This is a genomic window from Streptomyces sp. NPDC029159, assembly GCF_055564055.1.
This window is the reverse complement of the sequence record NZ_JBVHWT010000004.1, coordinates 200,398-217,793: the sequence shown is the minus strand read 5'-3', so window position 1 is coordinate 217,793 and position 17,396 is coordinate 200,398. Positions and strand designations below refer to the sequence as shown.

Below are 17,396 nucleotides of genomic sequence, written 5' to 3'. Positions count from 1 at the left end.
CCATCGTCGGGGAGGCTCCGGGGCGCGGGAAGGCGCCGCGGTGTCCAAGGCGGACGGGCGCATTCTGCCGCCCCGGAGAGGAGGCGGGGGAGCGGGACGGCCGGAGTCGGCAGACAGTTCCCGCATAATGGTGTGAAGTACTGCAATACCGGTAATTCTCTTGAGGGGTACAGGACTTCACGCGGTGCCCGTAGAGTGCCGCGGGAGGCCGTCCGCATTCTCCCCGATCACGGCATCCGCCCCATCCCCCGTAGCCGCCGCTCCCGCGGGGCCGCACCGTCCACCGCCCGCGTTGCCCTGGAGGACCGCATGCTCCTCACCCTTGAGACCCTTCAGCTGATCGGATTCGCCGTGCTCGGCGTCGCGAGCGTCGTCTGGGTCGTCGGGCTGCTCCGGCTGCTGCGCCGGGAGGAGCACCGGGCGGCGACCGGGCGCGACGGCCGGGCGCTGCTGGACCGGGTGCCGCGGCAGACGGGCCCGGCCGGTCCGCCCGCCGAGTGCGTGGAGCTGACCGCCGCCGAGCGCGAGGCGTTCGCCGTGCTCGTACGGCAGTTGACGCGCCGCGGCTGAGCCCGGTGGGTCACTGCGCGGGGCCGAGCTTGAGCAGCGCCAGCGCCGCCAGCATCTGCACCGATATCGCGGTGGCCGCCTTGTGCGTCGGCAGATGGTGCTGACCGCGTATCAGCAGCACCGCCAGGAAGTAGCCGAAGCCCCAGGTCGTCCACGTCAGCGCCTGGACGAAGGTGGCGTGCGGGGGCAGCCACGTCGCGAGGAGCAGCCGCGGCAGGTCGGTCACCCAGAACAGCACGATGAACAGGCTGGTGGTCGGCGCGAAGCGGCCGTTGCCGCCCAGTGTCCGCGCGATGGCGTGGGTGGCCGCGCCCAGCGCGAAGCTGGCGACGAGCACGCACCCGACGGCCAGCCCCAAGAGCTTCAGCGCCGCGCCCGGGTCGGACGCCCACTGCGCATGGAAGGCGTCCGCCGACAGCACCCCGGTGACACCGCTGACCAGGCACAGCACCACCGCGGCGCTCCACGCGGAGCGGTCCCGCGCCTCGTCCAGGACCTCCACCGGGCGGTACCAGAGGCCGAGGAACAGCCGGTGCCACCACAGCCGCCGCCGCTCGGGTACGGGAGGGGCCGGCTGGACGAGCGTGGGTGGGGGCGGCGGAGCGGGCATACAGCCGTTCTACCATCGGCCGTTCTGCCGCGACGCGGTGGCGTCGGCGCCGGGATCGGGGCCGTGGATGAGAGCCTGCGGACATGAGCGAGCAGACTCCCGATCACGGTGAGGCGCACAGCGGCGGGTTGGGCGGACGGCTCAACTGGCTGCGCGCCGCGGTGCTCGGCGCCAACGACGGGGTGGTCTCCACCGCGGGCCTGGTCGTCGGCGTCGCCGGAGCCACCAGTTCCCCCACCACCCTGCTGACCGCCGGACTCGCGGGGCTGCTCGCCGGGTCCATGTCGATGGCGGCGGGCGAGTACGTCTCCGTCTCCACGCAGCGCGACGCCGAGAAGGCCGCGCTGGTCCAGGAGCGGCGGGAGCTGGCCACCGAGCCGAAGGCCGAACTCATCGAGCTGACCGGCCTGCTCAAGGCGAAGGGCCTGAGCACGAAGCTCGCCCGCGAGGTGGCCGTGCAGCTCACCGCCCACGACGCGCTGCGCGCCCACGCCGAGGTGGAGCTGGGCATCGATCCGGACGAGCTGACCAATCCCTGGCACGCGGCGGGCGCCAGCTTCCTCGCCTTCACCGTCGGCGCGCTGCTCCCGCTGCTGGCGATCGTGCTGCCCCCGGACGGCCTGCGGCTCCCGATCACCGTCGTCTCCGTGCTCGCCGCCCTCGCCCTGTGCGGCTGGCTGAGCGCCCGCCTCGGCTCCGCCCCGGCCCTGCCCGCGGTCCTCCGCAACACCGGGGGCGGGGCGCTGGCGATGATCGTCACGTATGTGGCGGGCTCGGCGCTGGGCGCCAGCGGGGCCTGACGGCGGCGGACACCCCCTAGGACCGCTCCGGGCCCGCCCCGGGCGCGGCCGTCGCGCCGTACAGCTCCGTGTACGAGGGGAAGTGGCCGCCGGGGCCGTCGACGGAGGTGGCGGTGAGGAGGGCGTCGGTGACGGCGCGGGTCAGGACGTCGGCGCCCGCGGCGAGGAGGTCGTTGAGCACCCCGGCCCCGGTGTGCACGGCGAACGCCGGGTCGGTGCCCGCCCCCTCCGGCGCGAGCGGGCGGCCGCAGGTGGACAGCGCGAAGACGGTGTCGCCGTCGGAGAGCAGATGGACGGGGCGCACCGCGCGGGCCAGCCCGTCGTGCGCGGTGCCGGCCAGCTTCTGCGCCTGGGCGCGGGTGAGCACGGCGTCCGTCGCGACGACCGCCAGGGTGGTGTTGAGCGGCGGCCGGGCCGAGGCCGCCGACCGCTCCCGGGAGGTCGCGCGCGCCGCGGCCAGCGCCCGGACCGCCGCCTCGTGCCGCTCCGGTGCGGGCGGCGCGGCGGGCGCCCCGTCCGGCCCGAGGAGCTGCCCGTAGAGCACTCCGGTGCGCGGATCGACGGGCGATCCGGCGGCGTTGACGGCGGCGAGCGCGGCGACGGTGGCGCCGGACGGCAGCAGCACGCTCGCCGTACCGATCCCGCCCTTGAGCCCGCCGGCCACCGCGCCCGTACCGGCGCCGACGTTGCCGCGCTCGACGGGGCCGCCCGCCGGGGAGCGGTCCGCCGCATGGACCGCGGCCCGGCCCAGCGCGGCGTCCGGCCGGGCCCGCCAGTCGCCGCCGCGCCCGAGGTCGAAGAGGGCGGCGGCCGGGACGACCGGCACCACCTGTGAGGGATCCGGGCCGACGCGGAAGCCGCGGCCGCGCTCCTCCAGCCAGGCGGCGACCCCGGACGCGGCGTCGAGCCCGAAGGCGCTGCCACCGGTCAGGACGACGGCGTCGACGCGCTGGACGAGGTTGCGGGGGTCGAGGGCGTCGGTCTCGCGGGTGCCGGGCCCGCCGCCGCGTACGTCGACCGCGGCGACGGCGCCGCCCTCGGGCGCGAGCACCACGGTGGTGCCGGACAGCCGGCCGGAGCCGATGCGCTGGGCGTGGCCCACCCGCAGGCCGGGCACATCGGTCAGGGCGTCGTGGCGGTGCGCTGCGTCAGCCATGCCCCATGCGTACCACGGCGGGCGCGGCACGGGGCAGGGGTGAGGCGGGGCACGGAGCGGCCCCGGGTGCGGCGGGCCGGCCGGGCGCGGGGCCCGGCCGGCGGGCCGTCAGCCGGTGCCCGGGCCCATCACGATGACCGGGTGCTGCGCGGGGTCCAGGGTCCGCAGCAGCTCCCGCATCACCTCGGGCTTGAGGCTCACACAGCCCTGGGTGGGGCCGTCGTGGTCGACGTGCAGCCACACGCCGCCGCCCTTCTCGTCACCGTCCGGACGCTCCGGATCCAGCGGCGAGGTGCCGGGTACGCGGTTGTAGTTGATGGCGATGACGTAGTCGAACGCGCCCGCCAGGGGCTCGCCCTCCACGCCGGTGCCGTTGGCGACGAAGCTGTCGTTGTGGTCGTAGGGGAGCTTGGTGCCCTTGGGGGCGGGCAGCAGGCCACCGGCGTCGGTCAGGTCGAAGACGCCTTCCGGGGACCGCAGGTCGCCGTAGTGGTGGTCGTCGGTCCAGCCGTGCGCGGCGTTGTGGGCGGACCACTGCTCGCCGGCGTGCCAGTCGTCGGAGTCCTTGGCCCGGGTGTAGAGGACCACCTTGGAGTCGAAGGAGTCCTTGTCCGTGCCCCGTACGACGAGGACCTGACGGGAGTTGGCCGGTATCTGCTTCCGCTCCGCGTCGCTGAGGCCCGGGATGGGGCGTGTGGCGTTGGCGACGGTCTTGGCACCGGACGGTTTCTCCGGACCGGATACCGACGCGGGGGTGCCGTTCTTGGCCTCCTGCTGAGCGTCGTGGTCATCGCCGGATGCGGGCCAGGCCCACAGGGCGGTGCCCATCAACGTGGTCAGCGCGAGACCGCTCACGGCCTTCCCGCGGCGGGACATGCTTTTGCGCGCGCGGGGCTGAGCGTGGCGGGCGGCCATGGCTGGCGTCTCCTCAGATACGGATCAGATGCGGACGGTCGGGTACGGCGGTCGGACACAATCGGACGGTACGGGCTCTCAGATGCCTGCGGGCGAGCGGCTCGTAGGCATAAAAAGGGCAATCTGCACCCTACCGCGAGGCGGTCGTGTCGCCGCCCGGGCATCCGTCCGCGCATCCGGATCGCGGGGCCCGGACGCCCGGAATGTACGCCCGAAAGAGGTCGGAGTGTCGCGGTTTACGGTCCCTTCCGGGGTGACGGTGACGGTCCGTCGGCAGGGCCGGAACATGGCTGAAAATTCCCCGCAAAAACCCCTAGCTGTCCACGAGTTGACTCCCAATGCCGAGGAGTCGCAGGTCACGGGCGTACGCCGGAGGAGGGAGACCGGCGCGTGACGCCCCGTTGACCGGGGTGTGGGCGGTCCTGCGGCGCCGTGCGGAGCGGCGGACGGCCCCTCACGCGACCGGGGGAACCTCCCAGGCCACCGAAATCGGCCGCTGTGATTCCCCCGGTCGGGCCGGGGGACTGCTCCGTTCACCGGGGTGGCGGAGGCGCCGGGCCCCGGGCCTACGGGCTCCGGGGCGGTGCCCCTCCGCCGGGCTCACGCGCTCAGCGCCGCACCCTGGCGGGAGGTCAGGGCGACGCCCGCGGCGACCGCCGCCGCGCCCACCAGACCGGCCGCGAACACCGCGTACGTCCCGGCGAAGGTGCAGCCCAGCACCGCGACCGCGGCGACGGGCAGCACCAGCTGCTGCGCCCAGCCCCGCTTCTGATGGCGTGAGTGCAGCAGCCAGACGCTGAACAGGAACAGCGCGGCCGGCACCGTCACACACGCGGACGCCGCCGGGAGCGACAGATGCGAGGCGCCGACCGACTGCTCCACCGCGACCTCGATGCCCGCACCGATCGCCGCCGCCGACCCGAACACGACGTAGTGGCCGTAGCCCCAGACGAACGCCTGACGGCTGGAGCGCAGGTGCAGATGGATGGGGACCGCGAAGTAGATCCAGTACGCGGCGAAGACCAGCAGCAGACCACCGGCGGCGATCGGCAGCAGCGCTCTCAGCTCGTCGTGCTCGTCCAGTGCGGACTGCACCGCGACGGTGGCCGCCGAGATCGTCTCGCCCAGCACGATGATGGTGAACAGCCCGTACCGCTCCGCGATGTGCCCCGGATGCCACGCCGTCGCCCGGTGCCGCTCCGCGAACACCGGTACGCACAGCTCCGCCACCGCCATCACCAGGAACACCCACGGACGGCCCTGCTCCGGCGCGAACAGCAGCCCCAGCCAGCCGACCTGGCACAGGACCACGCCGCCCGCGTACCGCAGCGCGGTGCGGCGCTCCTCGCCGCCGCAGCCGTGCGCGGCCCGCAGCCACTGGCCGACCATCGCCAGCCGCATCACCAGATAGCCGAACCAGACGACCGCGAACTGGCTCTGCCCGAACGCCCGCGGCACCCCCGCCGCCAGGATCAGCACGCCCGCGATCTGCACCAGCGTGGTGATCCGGTAGAGCGTGTCGTCGGTGTCGTAGGCGGAGGCGAACCAGCTGAAGTTCACCCACGCCAGCCAGATGGCGAAAAAGACCATCAGATAGCCGCTGATGCCGTGACCGGGGTGCCCCTCGGCGAGGGCGTGCACGAGCTGACGTCCGGCCTGGGCGATGCCCACGACGAAACACAGGTCGAAGAAGAGTTCCAGCGGTGTGGAGGCGCGGTGCGCCTCGTCGGTGCGGCGGGCTCGCATACGGACCGGCACGGTGCGCTTCCTCCAGGGTCGGCCGGTGATCCACCCTGCGTGATCACACGGCCCGACGGTACGCGCCCCGCCCGGCGGACCGGCGCAGCCAACGCCGCCCCTCTGCCGTCGCGCGCCCGGCCCGGTGCGTGGCGGCTCGGCCCGTGACGCGCGGCGCCCGCCGTGGTCGGGGCGCCGCGCCCGGGCCCGCCGTACGCACGGGCCGGTGCCGGGTCAGCTCACTCTGCCACCGCCTCCACCACGGACGGCGTCGCGGCGGTCGGCAGGACGCGGGTGAGCCGGAAGCCGCTGGACGACAGCAGCGCCGCGAACTCCTCCGACTCCCGCTCCCGCCCGTCGACGACCGCCATCATCGCGACGTCCATCGTCTTGCCGAAGTGCGGGGCGTTGCCCGGCGGCAGCACCGATTCGACGATCAATATCCGGCTGCCGGGCGCCATCGCGGTCCGGCAGGTCCGCAGGATGTCCCGGCACCGCTCGTCGGTCCAGTCGTGCAGGACGTGCTTGAGGACGTAGACGTCGCCGCCCTCCGGGACGGACGTGAAGAAGTCGGCCTCCTCGGTGCGCCAGCGGCCCTTCAGCTCGTCGTCGTGGAGGAGGTGCCGGGCGAGCGGCGGTGCCTGGTCGACCAGGACGCCGGTCAGCTCGGGGCGGCGGAGCAGCACCGCGCGGAGCAGCCCGCCGCGCCCGCCGCCGACGTCGACGACCGTGCCGGTCTCCGGGAAGGGGTAGGCCGCCGCGACCGCCTCGTCCGCGGTGGCCGACAGGGAGGCCATCCCGTCGTCGAGGAGGGTGCGGGCCCGCTCGTCGCCCTGGAGGTACTGGAAGAGGGGCTGCCCGAAGAGACGCTCGAAGGGCGCCTCGCCGTCCCGGACGGTCTCCTCCAGCTTCTCGGACGTCTGCAGGAACAGCGGGTCGGTCAGCATCAGCACCGCGGTGTGCAGCGAATCGGGTGTGTCCGTACGCAGCAGCCGGGCGGCGGGCGTCAGTTGGTAGGTGCCGGAGGAGTCCTCGTGGAAGATGCTGCGGCTGGCGAGCAGCCGCAGCATCCGGCGCAGATGCGGGGCATGGGTGCCGGTGGCCTCCGCCAGCTGCTCGGGGGTGCGGGGGCCGCGGGCGAGGTGGTCGGCGATGCGGAGGTGGGCCGCGGTGCGCAGCGCGGCCGAAAAGAGGTGCCCCAGCGCCTGGTCCGTCAGGTGCGCGACGAGGTCGGTGGGCTCGCCGGTCGGTCGGGGGGATGAAGTGGCCAACGTCCGCCTCCGGTCATTGACGTGAAGGTGCTGGTCCACGGTGGCAGCGTCCGGCCCGCGTGTCACCAGAGCGCCGGGCCGCACCCGCGAAGTCCGGCCAGCCGGGCGCCCGGATCGCGCCGTACGGAGGTGGCCGACAGAGATGCCCGGACAGGCGGACCGTGATCGAATGCGTGTATGGGCCACCGTGACGAGGACCGCGAGACCAGGACCGATGCCACCGCCGGGCGCGGGGGCGGACACCCGGGCGGGGGCGGTCCCGGCGGCGGGGGCGCGGACGCCGCCGCGGACCGGGACGCCGTGCTCGCCCCGCTCGACGACCGCCTCGACGAGCTGGTGGCGCTCTACGAGGATCTGCACCGCCACCCCGAGCTGTCCTTCCAGGAGACGCGCACGGCGGCCGAGGCCGCCCGGCGGCTGACCTCCTGGGGCTACGACGTCACCACCCAGATAGCCGGGACCGGTGTCACCGGGGTGCTCCGCAACGGGTCCGGCCCGGTGGTGCTGCTGCGCGCCGACATGGACGCGCTGCCGGTCACCGAGGACACCGGTCTGCCGTACGCGTCGACGGTGCCCGGCGTGATGCACGCCTGCGGGCACGATGTGCACGTCAGCTGTCTGCTGGGCGCCGCGGATCTGCTGGCGGCCGGGCGGGCGCACTGGTCGGGGACGCTGGTGGTGCTCTTCCAGCCCGCCGAGGAGAACGGCGGCGGCGCCCGCGCGATGCTGGCGGCGGGGCTCTACACCGAGGGCATCGTGCCGACGCCGGACGTGGTGCTGGCCCAGCATGTGGCGCCGTTCGGCGCGGGGCTGATCGCGTACTGCCCCGGGGCGTGCATGGCGGCGGCCGACAGCCTGAAGATCACCTTCCATGGCAGCGGCGGCCACGGCTCCCGGCCGGAGACCACCGTCGACCCGATCGTCATGGCGGCGTCGTTCGTCCAGCGGGTGCAGTCCGTGGTGGCGCGCGAGGTGGCGCCCGGCGAACGGGCGGTGGTCACCGTCGGATCGTTCCAGGCCGGGGACACCGCCAACGTCATCCCCGACCAGGCCGTGGTCAAGCTCAGCGTCCGCACCTTCGACGACGCCGTACGGTCCCGGGTGCTGGGCGCCATCGACCGGATAGCCCGGGCCGAGGCGGAGGCGTCGGGCGCGAAGCGGGCCCCGGAGACCGCGGTCCTGGACGACTTCCCGGTGACCTTCAACGACGCGCGGACGCTGCGGCAGGTCAACTCCGCCTTCACCGGACTCTTCGGTGAGCAGCGGCTGTTCGCGTACGACCCGGCGGCCGGCAGCGAGGACGCGGGGCTGCTGGCGACGGCCGCCGGGGCGCCGCTCTACTACTGGTGGCTGGGCGGCTGGGACCCGGACGCGTTCCACACGGCGTTCGCCGCCGGGCGGTTGGCACAGGACATCCCCTCCAACCACTCGCCGCGCTTCGCGCCCGTCGCCCGCCCGACCCTCACCATGGGCGTCCAGGCCCTCGCCACGGCGGCCCTGAGCAGGCTCGAAGCGCCGTAGCGGCGGGGCGGGCGGCGCCCCGGGCCGGGCGGCGAGGTGCGCCGGAGCCGCTGCGGGGCGGCGGGCCCGGGACGCGGCGGCGCGGCCCGCCGCCGATACCCGTTCCGTACCGCCCGACGGCCGCTCCGACGCCGCCCGGTACGGCCCTGACGGCAGATGCCCGGACCCGGTGACGGACGTGGTTGACCTTGCCCTTGGGGGAAGCCACAGCATCGGTGGAGCCGGGCGACGGGCCCGGTACGAGGAGGACGGCCGGGCGCCTGGGCCGGGCGGCTGCCCGCCCCACGGCGGCCGGACGGCCCGGGAAGGGGCGGACGGTGACGGGGTACGGGGACCGCGGCGACGGGGCGGGGCTGCTGACCATCGGGGCATTCGCCCGCGCCTGCCGGCTCTCGCCCAAGGCACTGCGGCTCTACGACGACCTCGGCCTGCTGCCCCCGGCACACGTCGACCCGCTGACCGGCTACCGGCGTTACGCGCCGGCGCAGTTGGAACGGGCGCGGCTCGTCGCCTGGCTGCGCCGGCTGGGGATGCCGCTGGCCCGCATCCGGGAGGTGTGCGCCCTGCCGCCGGACGCCGCGGCCACCGCGGTCGCCGCGTACTGGGCCCAGGTCGAGGCCGACACCGCGGCCCGCCGGGACCTGGCCGTCTTCCTCGTCGACCAACTGTCCCGGAAGGACTCCACCATGGCGACCACTCCCACTCCCGTGACACTGCGCGCCGCGGCCCTGACCGATGGCGGGCTCGTCCGCACCGCCAACCAGGACGCGGCGTACGCCGGGCGGCGGCTGCTCGCCGTCGCCGACGGATACGGCGCGGCCGGCGGCCGGGCGGCGGCCACCGCGCTCGCCGAACTGACCACCCTGGAGACACGCGAGCCCGGGCCCGCGGATCTCCTCGACGCACTGGAGGAGGCCGCACACCGCGCCAACCGCGCGGTCCGGCAGCTCGCCGCCGAGGGCGCGGAGGCGGGCTGCACCCTGACGGCGCTGCTGCACACCGGGGCGCGGCCGGCGCTGCTGCACATCGGCGACTCGCGCTGCTACGTCCTGCGGGACGCCGGGCTGGTACGGCTGACCCATGACCACAGCCCGGTGCAGTCCCTCATCGACGAGGGACGGCTCACGCCCGAGGAGGCGCCCGGGCATCCGCAGCACGGGTTGCTGTCCCGCGCCCTCGACGGAGGTGAGGGGCTCGCCCCCGACCTTCAGCTGCTGGACGCCCGCCCGGGCGAGCGGTACCTGTTGTGCACCGACGGGCTCCACACCGTCCTGCCGCCCGGCACCCTCCAGGAGGTGCTGACCGCTGCGCCCGGCCCCGAACAGGCAGTGAGCGAACTGATCACGCGGGCGCGGGAGGCGGGTGCGCCGGACAACCTCGGGTGCGTGGTCGCCGACACGGTGGCCGCGGACGCCTGACCGCAGCAGCCGCGGCGGACGGCGCAGCCACCGCCAGGCCCGGCGCGGGTCCCCGCGCCGGGCACGGCACCCGCGCAGGGCGGCGTCGCAGCCGTCCGAACCGTGCTGCTCCGCCCGCCGGCCGATCGTCAACTTCCTCATTTCGTACCCCCGTTGTACTGCGTTCGGTCACGCTCCGTGCTCGTTTCGCGGGCTCAACATACGACCGGAGGCGCGTGTCGCGCCGGGCCTGTGGATAACTCCGCGGAGGTTGCGCGGCGGAGCGCTCCCGGCCGGACGGACGGGCCTGGGCGGCGGTCATTCACGCGTCCCCCGCCCGCCCCTCCGCAGCAGTCGTCGGAGCGTCCGGAGGGCGGCCGGGGCGGTCAGGCCGAGCGCCGTCGTCAGGCAGGCCGCTCCGAGGAGGGCGGGGCGGGGGCCGTCGTCCGGGACCGGCAGGGCGAGGCCCAGACCGGCGGTGACGGTCAGGACCGCCTTGGTCACCCCGGCGGCCGAGCCCGCGCCGTCGGCCGCCGCCAGTGCCTGCGTCCCGGTGAGGGCCAGCGCACCCGCCGTCCCCAGGGCGGCCGCCGCGACCGTCGCCGCCACCAGGAGCGGCAGCGGATCCGTACCGCCCAGGGGCAACGCGCCCCACGCGACGGCCGCCACGGTCAGACAGCCCGCCATCACCACCGTTCCGGCCGCCGGCCGCACCCGTCCGGCGGCCGGACCACCGGCGGCCAACGCCCCGGCCGGCACCAGGAACACCAGGCCGGCGACGGCCGGTGACAGCCCGGCGGACCGCTCCAGGAGCTGCGGCACGGTGAACAACAGGGCCACCGTCGCCGCGTTGGCCACCGCCCCCGAGGCCGTCAGCCGCAGATAGCGACCGTCGTGGAGCAGCGCCGGATCCAGGAGCGGCGCCGCCCGACGCGCTCGCCGTACGCAGCCGGTGCCGAGCACCGCAGCGGCGGCCAGCCAGGCCCACCACCGGGGGCCGCCGCCGAGGCCGAGCGCCAGACAGGCGCAGGCCGCCGTGGCGGCGGCCGCGCCCGCCGCGTCCGGATGCGCCGCGGTCCGCCCGGCCGCCCCAGGGGCGCGCCGGACGGCCGCCGTGGCCGCCAGTGCCGGGAGCGCGGTCAGCCAGAAGACGGCCCGCCAGGAGCCGTACTCCGTGGCCGCGCCGCCCACGAACGGGCCGCAGGCGGTGGCGAGTCCGGCCAGTCCCAGGGCGCGCCCGGTCATCCGCCGCCCCCGGGGGCCGGGGAATACCCGGGTGAGCAGCGCCAGCCCGTTCGGCATGATCAACGCGGCGCCCGCCCCCTGGAGCACCCGGGCCGCCACCAGGAGCGGCAGCGACGGCGCGAGGGCGCAGGCGGCGGCCGCAGCGGCGAACAGCAGCAGCCCGGCACGGAGCATCCGGCGCCTGCCGTACGCGTCGCCGAGCCGCCCGGCGAGCGGCATCAGCGCCCCGGCCGCCAGGAGATAGCCGCCGCTCACCGCGCGCCCCAGGGCAGGTGAGCCCGGCAGCTCGCCCCGGATGACGGGCAGCGCGAGATGCAGCGCGAACGAGTCCAGCTGGACGCAGAACGCGCCCAGCACCACCGCGGTCAGCGCCCACCTGCCGTCCGGCCCGGCCCCGTGCGGCGACGGGGACGACAGGGGCGGCGGGGCGTAAGGGGGCAGGGGCATCCGGGACGGCCTCTCGTACGGGCGCACGCGTGGGGCGCGCGGCGCGGACGGGCGCGCCGGGGCGCGGAGGCGCGTGGCGGGGGCAGATGGGGGCGACATCCGTCGCGGGGGAGGGGATTGGGTGCCCGGAACGAGGGGCAGGAGGGGAGGCGGGCCGGAGCCGTGCGGGGCGTCGGCGGTCGCGGGACCTGAGAAGATCCGCCGGGCGACCGGACGCGGCGCTCCTGGGAGACCGGGCACGGTGTCGGCCGTACGGAACGGCGCAGAAGCCGGAAGCGGTACCGGAAGAGCCGGTGCGCACCAGGTGAGGCACGGTGCGGAACGAGGCGGCCGGCGGTGACCGGTGGGACGGTCGCCGGGCGCGGTGCCCTTCGGTAGCGTAGCGGCCCGCGCCGCATCGGGGGCGCCCACGGGCGAACGGGCCCCGCGGACACGCGCCGTGACCGCCCGGGCGGTACCGCCGGCGGGTGCGTACAGCGGACGTTCAGCGATCGTTGATCGGTGATCTTCAGGCTGGTCCGCATGTTGCGCCGTGTGACCTCAGAGCATGCAGATGGCCCCAGCGAGCCGCGGGCCCCCCGTCGGCCGGGCGGTTCGCGGCCCGCACTGACCTGGTCCGGCGAGCCGGGACGGCTGGAGGAGCTGACGCACGGCATGCTCCTCGACCGGGCGGAGCGCGCCGCGACCGTGCTGAGCCGGTTCGGCGTCGGCGCGGGCGACCGGGTCGCCGTCCATCTGCCGCTGGTCCCGGAATCGGTGATAGTCACCCTCGCCTGCGGACAGCTGGACGCCATCCGGACCACGCTCCCGGTGCAGCTGACCGCCCCGCAACTCGCCGAACGCATACAGGATTCGGGCGCACGGGTGCTGGTCACCGCGGACGCGGCGTTCTGGGAGGGCTCCGTCCGCCCCGTGAAGCCGGTCCTGGACCGGGCCCTGCACCACGCCACCTGCCGCGAGGTGACGGCGCCCGTCCTCGTCGTCAGCCGTTGCGCCCGCCCCGTGGGCTGGAAGCCGGGTCGCGATCACTGGTGGCACGACGAGCTGGAGCAGGTCTGAGCGGTCGGCGCACCGGGTCCGGCCGCCGTCACGCGCCCGGACCGGCCCCCACCCCGCGCGGCCGGTGCGCACGGGCCGAGCCCCGCCGCCGCCTGCCGACCGGCGGCCCGCTCCCCGGCTCAGCCGACCGCCCCCGGGCGCTCTTCCCGAGCCCGCGGACGTACCCCCAACCCGGGGCCGTCGCCCGCCCGTACCGTCCCGTCCGTGCCGCCGATGCCGCGCCACGGGTCGTGGGCGAGGAGCAGATGACCATCGAGGTCGACCCAGCGGGCGCGGTGCAGCAGATGGACGGCGGGTGCGATGCCGAGGGTGCTGGCCGTCAGACAGCCCAGCATCAGCTCCGTGCCACTGCCTGACAGCAGCTCGGCGATGCGCAGCGCCGCGAACACCCCGCCGCATTTGGCGAGCTTGACGTTGACGCCCTGCACCCGGCCCGCCAGCCGCCGCACGTCCTCGTACGACACCGCGTCCTCGTCGGCGATCACCGGTAGCGGCGAGCGCGCCGCCAGCGCGGCCAGCGCCTCGGGATCACCGGGCGCGAGCGGCTGCTCCACCGCCGCCACCCCCAGCTCCGCGCAGCGCGGCAGCAGCTCCCGGGCCTGCGCGGCGCTCCACGCGCCGTTCGGGTCGAGCAGCAGCCGGGCGTGCGGGGCCGCCGCGCGCACTGCCCGGATACGGGCGAGATCGTCCTCCGGGTCGGCCGTGCCCGCCTTGACCTTCAGCAGGGTGAAGCCGCGGCCGGCCAGCCGCGCGGCGAGCGTCCCGGCCCGCTCCGGGGTGGTGATGCCGAGGGTGCGGGCGGTCGGCGCGGACGGCGGACCGGCCGCGCCCAGCAGGTGGTACGCACCGTGTCCTGACCGTTTGCCGACGAGGTCCAGCAGTGCCGACTCGACGGCCGCGGTGACGGCGGGCGGCGCCTGCGGCGACAGCTCACCGGCGCGCACCGCCGCCAGCGCGGACTCCGGGTCGGCATGGCGCGCGACCTCCGCCGACGCGGCACGCAGCAACCGCACCAGCGTGGCCGCGTCCAGCCCGTAGTAGGCGCTGGCCACCGCCTCGCCGTGGCCGCGCAGCCCGCCGTGCGCCACCGTGAACCAGGCCGCGTCCCGGGCGGCCATCGTGGCGCGGGATATCCGCAGCGGCTCGGCGAGTTCGAGGCGCGTGGTGCGCAGCGATGCCTTCACGCGGGGGTCTCCTGTGGGGGACGGGGCGGCCCGGGCGCCGCGCGGGGCGCGAGGACCGTGGTGCAGCGCGTCCAGCCGGTCGCCTCGGCCGCGTGCGGATGGGGGATCTCGACGGGGTGGGTGCGGGCGGCGGCGCAGTCCACGCCGTGCGCGGTGGTGAAGTCGTCGTCGTAGACGGACGACAGATAGCGGTGCGGGCCGTCGGGGAAGACCGTCGCGACGACCGCGCCGGGGCGGGTCCGCGCCGCCCACGCCGCCACCAGCGCCGCGGCGCCGGTGCTCCAGCCCCCGCTGACGAAGCTGGTCCGCGCCAACCGGCGGCAGGCGTCGGCGGATTCGGCCGGGCCCACCCAGTGCACCTCGTCGAACGCGGCGTGATCGACGTTGCGCGGGTGGATGCTGCTGCCCAGCCCGCGCATCAGCCGGGGCCGGGCCCGCTGCCCGAAGATCGTCGAGCCGGTGGCGTCCACCCCGATCAGCCGCAGCCCGGGCCGGGCGCGCCGCAGCGGGCCGATGAGCCCTGCACTGTGGCCGCCGGTGCCGACGCTGCACACCAGGACGTCCAGCCGCGGCAGCGCACCGGCGATCTCGGCGGCGAGCGAGGCGTAACCGGCGCGGTTGTCGGGGTTGTTGTACTGATCCGGCCAGTACGCGCCGGGCAGCTCCGCCAGCACCGTGCGCAGCCGCGCCAGCCGGGCCGCCTGCCAGCCGCCGCGCGCCGCCGGGCGGTCGGCCAGCTCGAGGCGTGCCCCGTACGCCCGCAGCAGCCGCCGCATCGACGGCTCCAGCTCCGCGTCACCGACCAGGACGACGGGATGGCCCAGCGCCTGCCCGGCGAAGGCCAGCCCGATGCCGAGGGTGCCGGACGTCGACTCCACCACCGGCGCACCGGGCCGCAGCTCACCGCGCTCCCGCGCCCCCAGCAGCATCGACACCGCGGCCCGCGCCTTCATCCCGCCGACGCCGTGCCCCTCCAGCTTCGCCCAGAACCCGGGCTGCGGGCCCGGCAGATCCGCGGTGATCCGCGCCAGCGGCGTCCGTCCGACCAGCGACAACAGATGCGGATCGGCAGCGTCCGGCCGCACCCGCCGCTGCGGTGCGCGCGGCGGCGCCGAAAGCGCGGCGGCGGTCGTCGGCGCGCTCATCGGCCGCTCCCCTCGCACCGGACGCCGTCGGCCGGCCCGCCGTAGCGGTACAGCGTGCCGGGCCCGCCGTCGAGCCAGAAGAACGGATACGGCTCCGCGCACACCGCGTGCACGCCCGCGCCGAGGAAGCGGGGCAGCACCGCGCTGCCGGTCTGGGCGAACAGCACCAGCGGCAGCCCGCGCGCGGCGGCCAGCGCGCGCAGCGGTCCGAACGTGCCGTTGCCGAGCGTCATCCCCGAGGCGAGCACCGCGTCACAGCCCCCGACGGCGCCCGCCGCGTCCCGCACCACCGTCTCGCCCCACTCCGTCACCCCGCCCTTCAGATCGCACGGCACATACGCCAGCCCGTACGACCGCAACGCCTCCAGCAGGGAGTTGACGACGCCGACGACCAGCACCCGGCCGCCGGCGGGCACCACCGGCGCCAGCAGCTCCACGACGGCCCGCGCCCGCGCCCGGGACTTCTCCAGGGAGGTGCCCGCGGCCAGCGCCAGCGGCCGCGCCCCGTGCGCCGCGGTGTGCGGCAGCCGGTGCATCAGATACGCGTCGAGCGCGGCGGTCCGCACCACCGGCAGCGGATGCGTCAGCAGCGTCGCCACGTCCGCGCCCACCGCGTCCGTCACCGCCTCGGGCGGCAGTGCGCCGGGCTCCGCCGCGCACGAGCCGACGGCCGCGCCCAGCCGCAGACTCAGCACCTCGTTGCGGTAGCCGCCGGACCGCCCGTCGTGGCGCACCGCCTGGCTGGTGGCGAACGCCGTGGAGATCCGTACCTCCCGCGGATCAAGGCCGAACGCGCCGTCCACCACGGCCTGTTGCAGCGTCTCCAGGTCCGGCCAGCCGGTGAGCGGGGCGGTGGCGGGCCGGACGGCGGGCGGGGCGCTCATCGGTCCACCGCCACACGCGGGCGGACGGCGGCGAGCAGCTCGGCGACGCGGCTGCGGGCGTCACCGGGCGGCGCGCCGCTCCCCGCCGCCATGACGTGCCCCAGATAGCCGTTGTTGTCGGCGGCGGCCCGCACCCGGGTCCCCGGCTCGGCCAGCACCACTTCCAGGACACCGGGGGCCGCCGGCTCCGGCGGCGCCTCGCATCCGGCCGGACCGTAGCCGGTCAGTACGCCGTCGGACTCCGCCAGCAGGAAGCCGATCGCCGCTTCCGGTATGCCCGTCGGCCGGACCTCCAGGTCAGGCACCTCGCCGAGCGCCAGGGCCACGCAGGCGGCCGCGAGGTCGACGCCGGTGACATGGCGGACGAGTTCGGTGATGCGGTTGCCCGCCGGGCGCGGATTGACCTCGATCACCCGGGGGCCGTCCGCGGTCAGCTTGATCTCGGTGTGCGCCACGAGCTGGTCCAGGCCGAGCGCGTCGAGTGCGGCACATGCGGTCTCCGCCGCCGCGGCGGCTTCGCCGGGGGCGAGCGCGGCGGGGAAGAGGTGCCCCGTCTCGATGAACGCCGGGGCGCCGCCCAGGCTCTTGTCGGTGACGCCGATGACGTGTGTGACGCCGCCGGTGGTCACGGTCTCGACGCTGACCTCGGGCCCCTCCAGCAGCTCCTCCAACAGGAGCGCGGGGGAGCGGCGTTGGCCGCGCGCATTGACCGGGAAGGCGCCCAGTGCACGGTGTGCGGCGGCCAGCTCCCGCTCGTCGTCCACCCGCCGGACGAACATGCCCGCACACAGGTCCACCGGCTTCACCACCAGCGGATAGCCGATCTCCGTGGCGGCGAGAGCGGCGGCGGGCAGCCCGTCGCAGACGGCGAACCGCGGCCCCGGCACCCCCGCCGCGGCGAGCGTGCGCCGGGTGCGGTCCTTGCGGCACGCGGCGGCCACGGCGTCCGCGTCCGGACCGGGCAGCCCCAGCTCCCCGGCGAGCGCGGCGACCGTCGGCAGGTAGTAGTCACAGGAGCTGAGCACCCCGTCGAACCCCAGCGCGCCGTGCAGCCGCCGTACGTACGGCAGCAGTGCGGCCGGATCGTTGGTGTCGGCGGTGAGGACGTTGCGGGCGCCGAGCAGCGGGTGGGCGGTCCCCTCGGGGGCGGACCGCAGGTAGTGCTGGAGATCCCGGGTGAGGAACGTGAAGGTGTGCCCGGCGTCGGTCAGTGCCCGTGGCAGCAGCCGGCTCATCGAGCCCACCCAGCTCTCGACCATCAACAGATGTCCCATGACTCCCCATCGCCGCGAGATGCGCGGGGACCCGGAGTCCGGGAACCCCGGACCGCGGTCCCGCAGTGACCCGGGGATCACGGTATCGGTAATGATTTTCAATGTCATGTTGGGGTGTGGTGGCGGGAGTTCGCGGTCCCTCGCCCCCGGGCCGCGGGGCCGCCCCGCCGCGGCCGCCCGG

At 75.8% G+C, this 17,396-nt stretch carries 15 protein-coding genes; 5 read left to right on the top strand and 10 right to left on the bottom strand.

From position 1 onward, the window contains the following. Positions 1 to 309 precede the first annotated feature (309 nt). A complete protein-coding gene (locus ACZ4U4_RS10575; protein ID WP_467871411.1) occupies positions 310 to 570 on the top strand; it encodes a hypothetical protein in 261 nt (86 codons plus the stop codon). Positions 571 to 580: 10 nt separating this feature from the next. Here the strand turns inward: ACZ4U4_RS10575 and ACZ4U4_RS10570 are convergent, their stop codons facing one another. Next, positions 581 to 1,180 (bottom strand): YIP1 family protein, encoded by a 600-nt coding sequence (locus ACZ4U4_RS10570; RefSeq protein ID WP_467871408.1) that lies wholly within the window; start codon positions 1,178 to 1,180, stop codon positions 581 to 583. A gap of 83 nt (positions 1,181 to 1,263) precedes the next feature. On the opposite strand from ACZ4U4_RS10570, the gene ACZ4U4_RS10565 reads away from it, so the two are divergent. After that, positions 1,264 to 1,980 carry a VIT1/CCC1 transporter family protein gene (locus ACZ4U4_RS10565; protein ID WP_467871405.1) on the top strand — a complete coding sequence of 239 codons (717 nt, stop codon included), beginning with the start codon at positions 1,264 to 1,266 and terminating at the stop codon, positions 1,978 to 1,980. 16 nt (positions 1,981 to 1,996) lie between these two features. On the opposite strand, the gene ACZ4U4_RS10560 is transcribed toward ACZ4U4_RS10565, so the two are convergent. The 4 genes from ACZ4U4_RS10560 to ACZ4U4_RS10545 all read right to left on the bottom strand — a co-directional run bounded on the left by ACZ4U4_RS10560 (position 1,997) and on the right by ACZ4U4_RS10545 (position 7,059). Then, positions 1,997 to 3,136, bottom strand: coding sequence for a P1 family peptidase (locus ACZ4U4_RS10560; protein WP_467871402.1), 1,140 nt, complete (start codon positions 3,134 to 3,136; stop codon positions 1,997 to 1,999). A 108-nt stretch (positions 3,137 to 3,244) separates the two neighbouring features. Then, entirely contained in the window at positions 3,245 to 4,051 is an 807-nt protein-coding gene (locus ACZ4U4_RS10555) for a L,D-transpeptidase family protein (protein ID WP_467871399.1), read from the bottom strand. Between the two features lie 600 nt (positions 4,052 to 4,651). Continuing rightward, entirely contained in the window at positions 4,652 to 5,809 is a 1,158-nt protein-coding gene (locus ACZ4U4_RS10550) for a low temperature requirement protein A (RefSeq protein ID WP_467871397.1), read from the bottom strand. Positions 5,810 to 6,027: 218 nt separating this feature from the next. After that, a complete protein-coding gene (locus ACZ4U4_RS10545; RefSeq protein ID WP_467871394.1) occupies positions 6,028 to 7,059 on the bottom strand; it encodes a methyltransferase in 1,032 nt (343 codons plus the stop codon). Positions 7,060 to 7,236: 177 nt separating this feature from the next. On the opposite strand from ACZ4U4_RS10545, the gene ACZ4U4_RS10540 reads away from it, so the two are divergent. Next, positions 7,237 to 8,580, top strand: coding sequence for an amidohydrolase (locus tag ACZ4U4_RS10540; RefSeq protein WP_467871392.1), 1,344 nt, complete (start codon positions 7,237 to 7,239; stop codon positions 8,578 to 8,580). Positions 8,581 to 8,897: 317 nt separating this feature from the next. After that, positions 8,898 to 9,998: a MerR family transcriptional regulator gene (locus ACZ4U4_RS10535; protein WP_467871389.1), complete on the top strand. Its 1,101-nt coding sequence runs from the start codon at positions 8,898 to 8,900 to the stop codon at positions 9,996 to 9,998. Positions 9,999 to 10,295: 297 nt separating this feature from the next. On the opposite strand, the gene ACZ4U4_RS10530 is transcribed toward ACZ4U4_RS10535, so the two are convergent. Continuing rightward, a complete protein-coding gene (locus tag ACZ4U4_RS10530) occupies positions 10,296 to 11,669 on the bottom strand; it encodes an MFS transporter (protein WP_467871386.1) in 1,374 nt (457 codons plus the stop codon). 534 nt (positions 11,670 to 12,203) lie between these two features. Between ACZ4U4_RS10530 and ACZ4U4_RS10525 the strand changes: the two genes are divergently transcribed. Then, the gene (locus tag ACZ4U4_RS10525) at positions 12,204 to 12,728 is read left to right on the top strand and encodes an AMP-binding protein (RefSeq protein ID WP_467871383.1); all 525 of its coding nucleotides are present in this window, start codon (positions 12,204 to 12,206) and stop codon (positions 12,726 to 12,728) included. A 119-nt stretch (positions 12,729 to 12,847) separates the two neighbouring features. On the opposite strand, the gene ACZ4U4_RS10520 is transcribed toward ACZ4U4_RS10525, so the two are convergent. Genes ACZ4U4_RS10520 through ACZ4U4_RS10505 form a run of 4 tightly spaced genes read right to left on the bottom strand, consistent with a single transcriptional unit; the run spans position 12,848 to position 17,215 of the window. Beyond that, entirely contained in the window at positions 12,848 to 13,912 is a 1,065-nt protein-coding gene (locus ACZ4U4_RS10520) for a dipeptide epimerase (RefSeq protein WP_467871381.1), read from the bottom strand. Then, a complete protein-coding gene (locus tag ACZ4U4_RS10515; protein ID WP_467871379.1) occupies positions 13,909 to 15,057 on the bottom strand; it encodes a PLP-dependent cysteine synthase family protein in 1,149 nt (382 codons plus the stop codon). The genes ACZ4U4_RS10520 and ACZ4U4_RS10515 overlap by 4 nt, the downstream gene beginning before the upstream one ends. Beyond that, a complete protein-coding gene (locus ACZ4U4_RS10510) occupies positions 15,054 to 15,941 on the bottom strand; it encodes a hypothetical protein (RefSeq protein WP_467871377.1) in 888 nt (295 codons plus the stop codon). Before ACZ4U4_RS10510 ends, ACZ4U4_RS10515 begins: the two co-directional genes overlap by 4 nt. Then, positions 15,938 to 17,215, bottom strand: a complete 1,278-nt coding sequence (locus ACZ4U4_RS10505; protein ID WP_467871374.1) for an ATP-grasp domain-containing protein — start codon at positions 17,213 to 17,215, stop codon at positions 15,938 to 15,940. Before ACZ4U4_RS10505 ends, ACZ4U4_RS10510 begins: the two co-directional genes overlap by 4 nt. Positions 17,216 to 17,396 lie beyond the last annotated feature (181 nt).

What these genes read in the sequence shown, in the direction of transcription:
- ACZ4U4_RS10575 (WP_467871411.1), top strand. Translation starts at nt 310, where the DNA reads ATGCTCCTCACCCTTGAGACCCTTCAGCTGATCGGATTCGCCGTGCTC.
- ACZ4U4_RS10570 (WP_467871408.1), bottom strand. Translation starts at nt 1,180, where the DNA reads ATGCCCGCTCCGCCGCCCCCACCCACGCTCGTCCAGCCGGCCCCTCCC.
- ACZ4U4_RS10565 (WP_467871405.1), top strand. Translation starts at nt 1,264, where the DNA reads ATGAGCGAGCAGACTCCCGATCACGGTGAGGCGCACAGCGGCGGGTTG.
- ACZ4U4_RS10560 (WP_467871402.1), bottom strand. Translation starts at nt 3,136, where the DNA reads ATGGCTGACGCAGCGCACCGCCACGACGCCCTGACCGATGTGCCCGGC.
- ACZ4U4_RS10555 (WP_467871399.1), bottom strand. Translation starts at nt 4,051, where the DNA reads ATGGCCGCCCGCCACGCTCAGCCCCGCGCGCGCAAAAGCATGTCCCGC.
- ACZ4U4_RS10540 (WP_467871392.1), top strand. Translation starts at nt 7,237, where the DNA reads ATGGGCCACCGTGACGAGGACCGCGAGACCAGGACCGATGCCACCGCC.
- ACZ4U4_RS10530 (WP_467871386.1), bottom strand. Translation starts at nt 11,669, where the DNA reads ATGCCCCTGCCCCCTTACGCCCCGCCGCCCCTGTCGTCCCCGTCGCCG.
- ACZ4U4_RS10515 (WP_467871379.1), bottom strand. Translation starts at nt 15,057, where the DNA reads ATGAGCGCGCCGACGACCGCCGCCGCGCTTTCGGCGCCGCCGCGCGCA.
- ACZ4U4_RS10510 (WP_467871377.1), bottom strand. Translation starts at nt 15,941, where the DNA reads ATGAGCGCCCCGCCCGCCGTCCGGCCCGCCACCGCCCCGCTCACCGGC.
- ACZ4U4_RS10505 (WP_467871374.1), bottom strand. Translation starts at nt 17,215, where the DNA reads ATGGGACATCTGTTGATGGTCGAGAGCTGGGTGGGCTCGATGAGCCGG.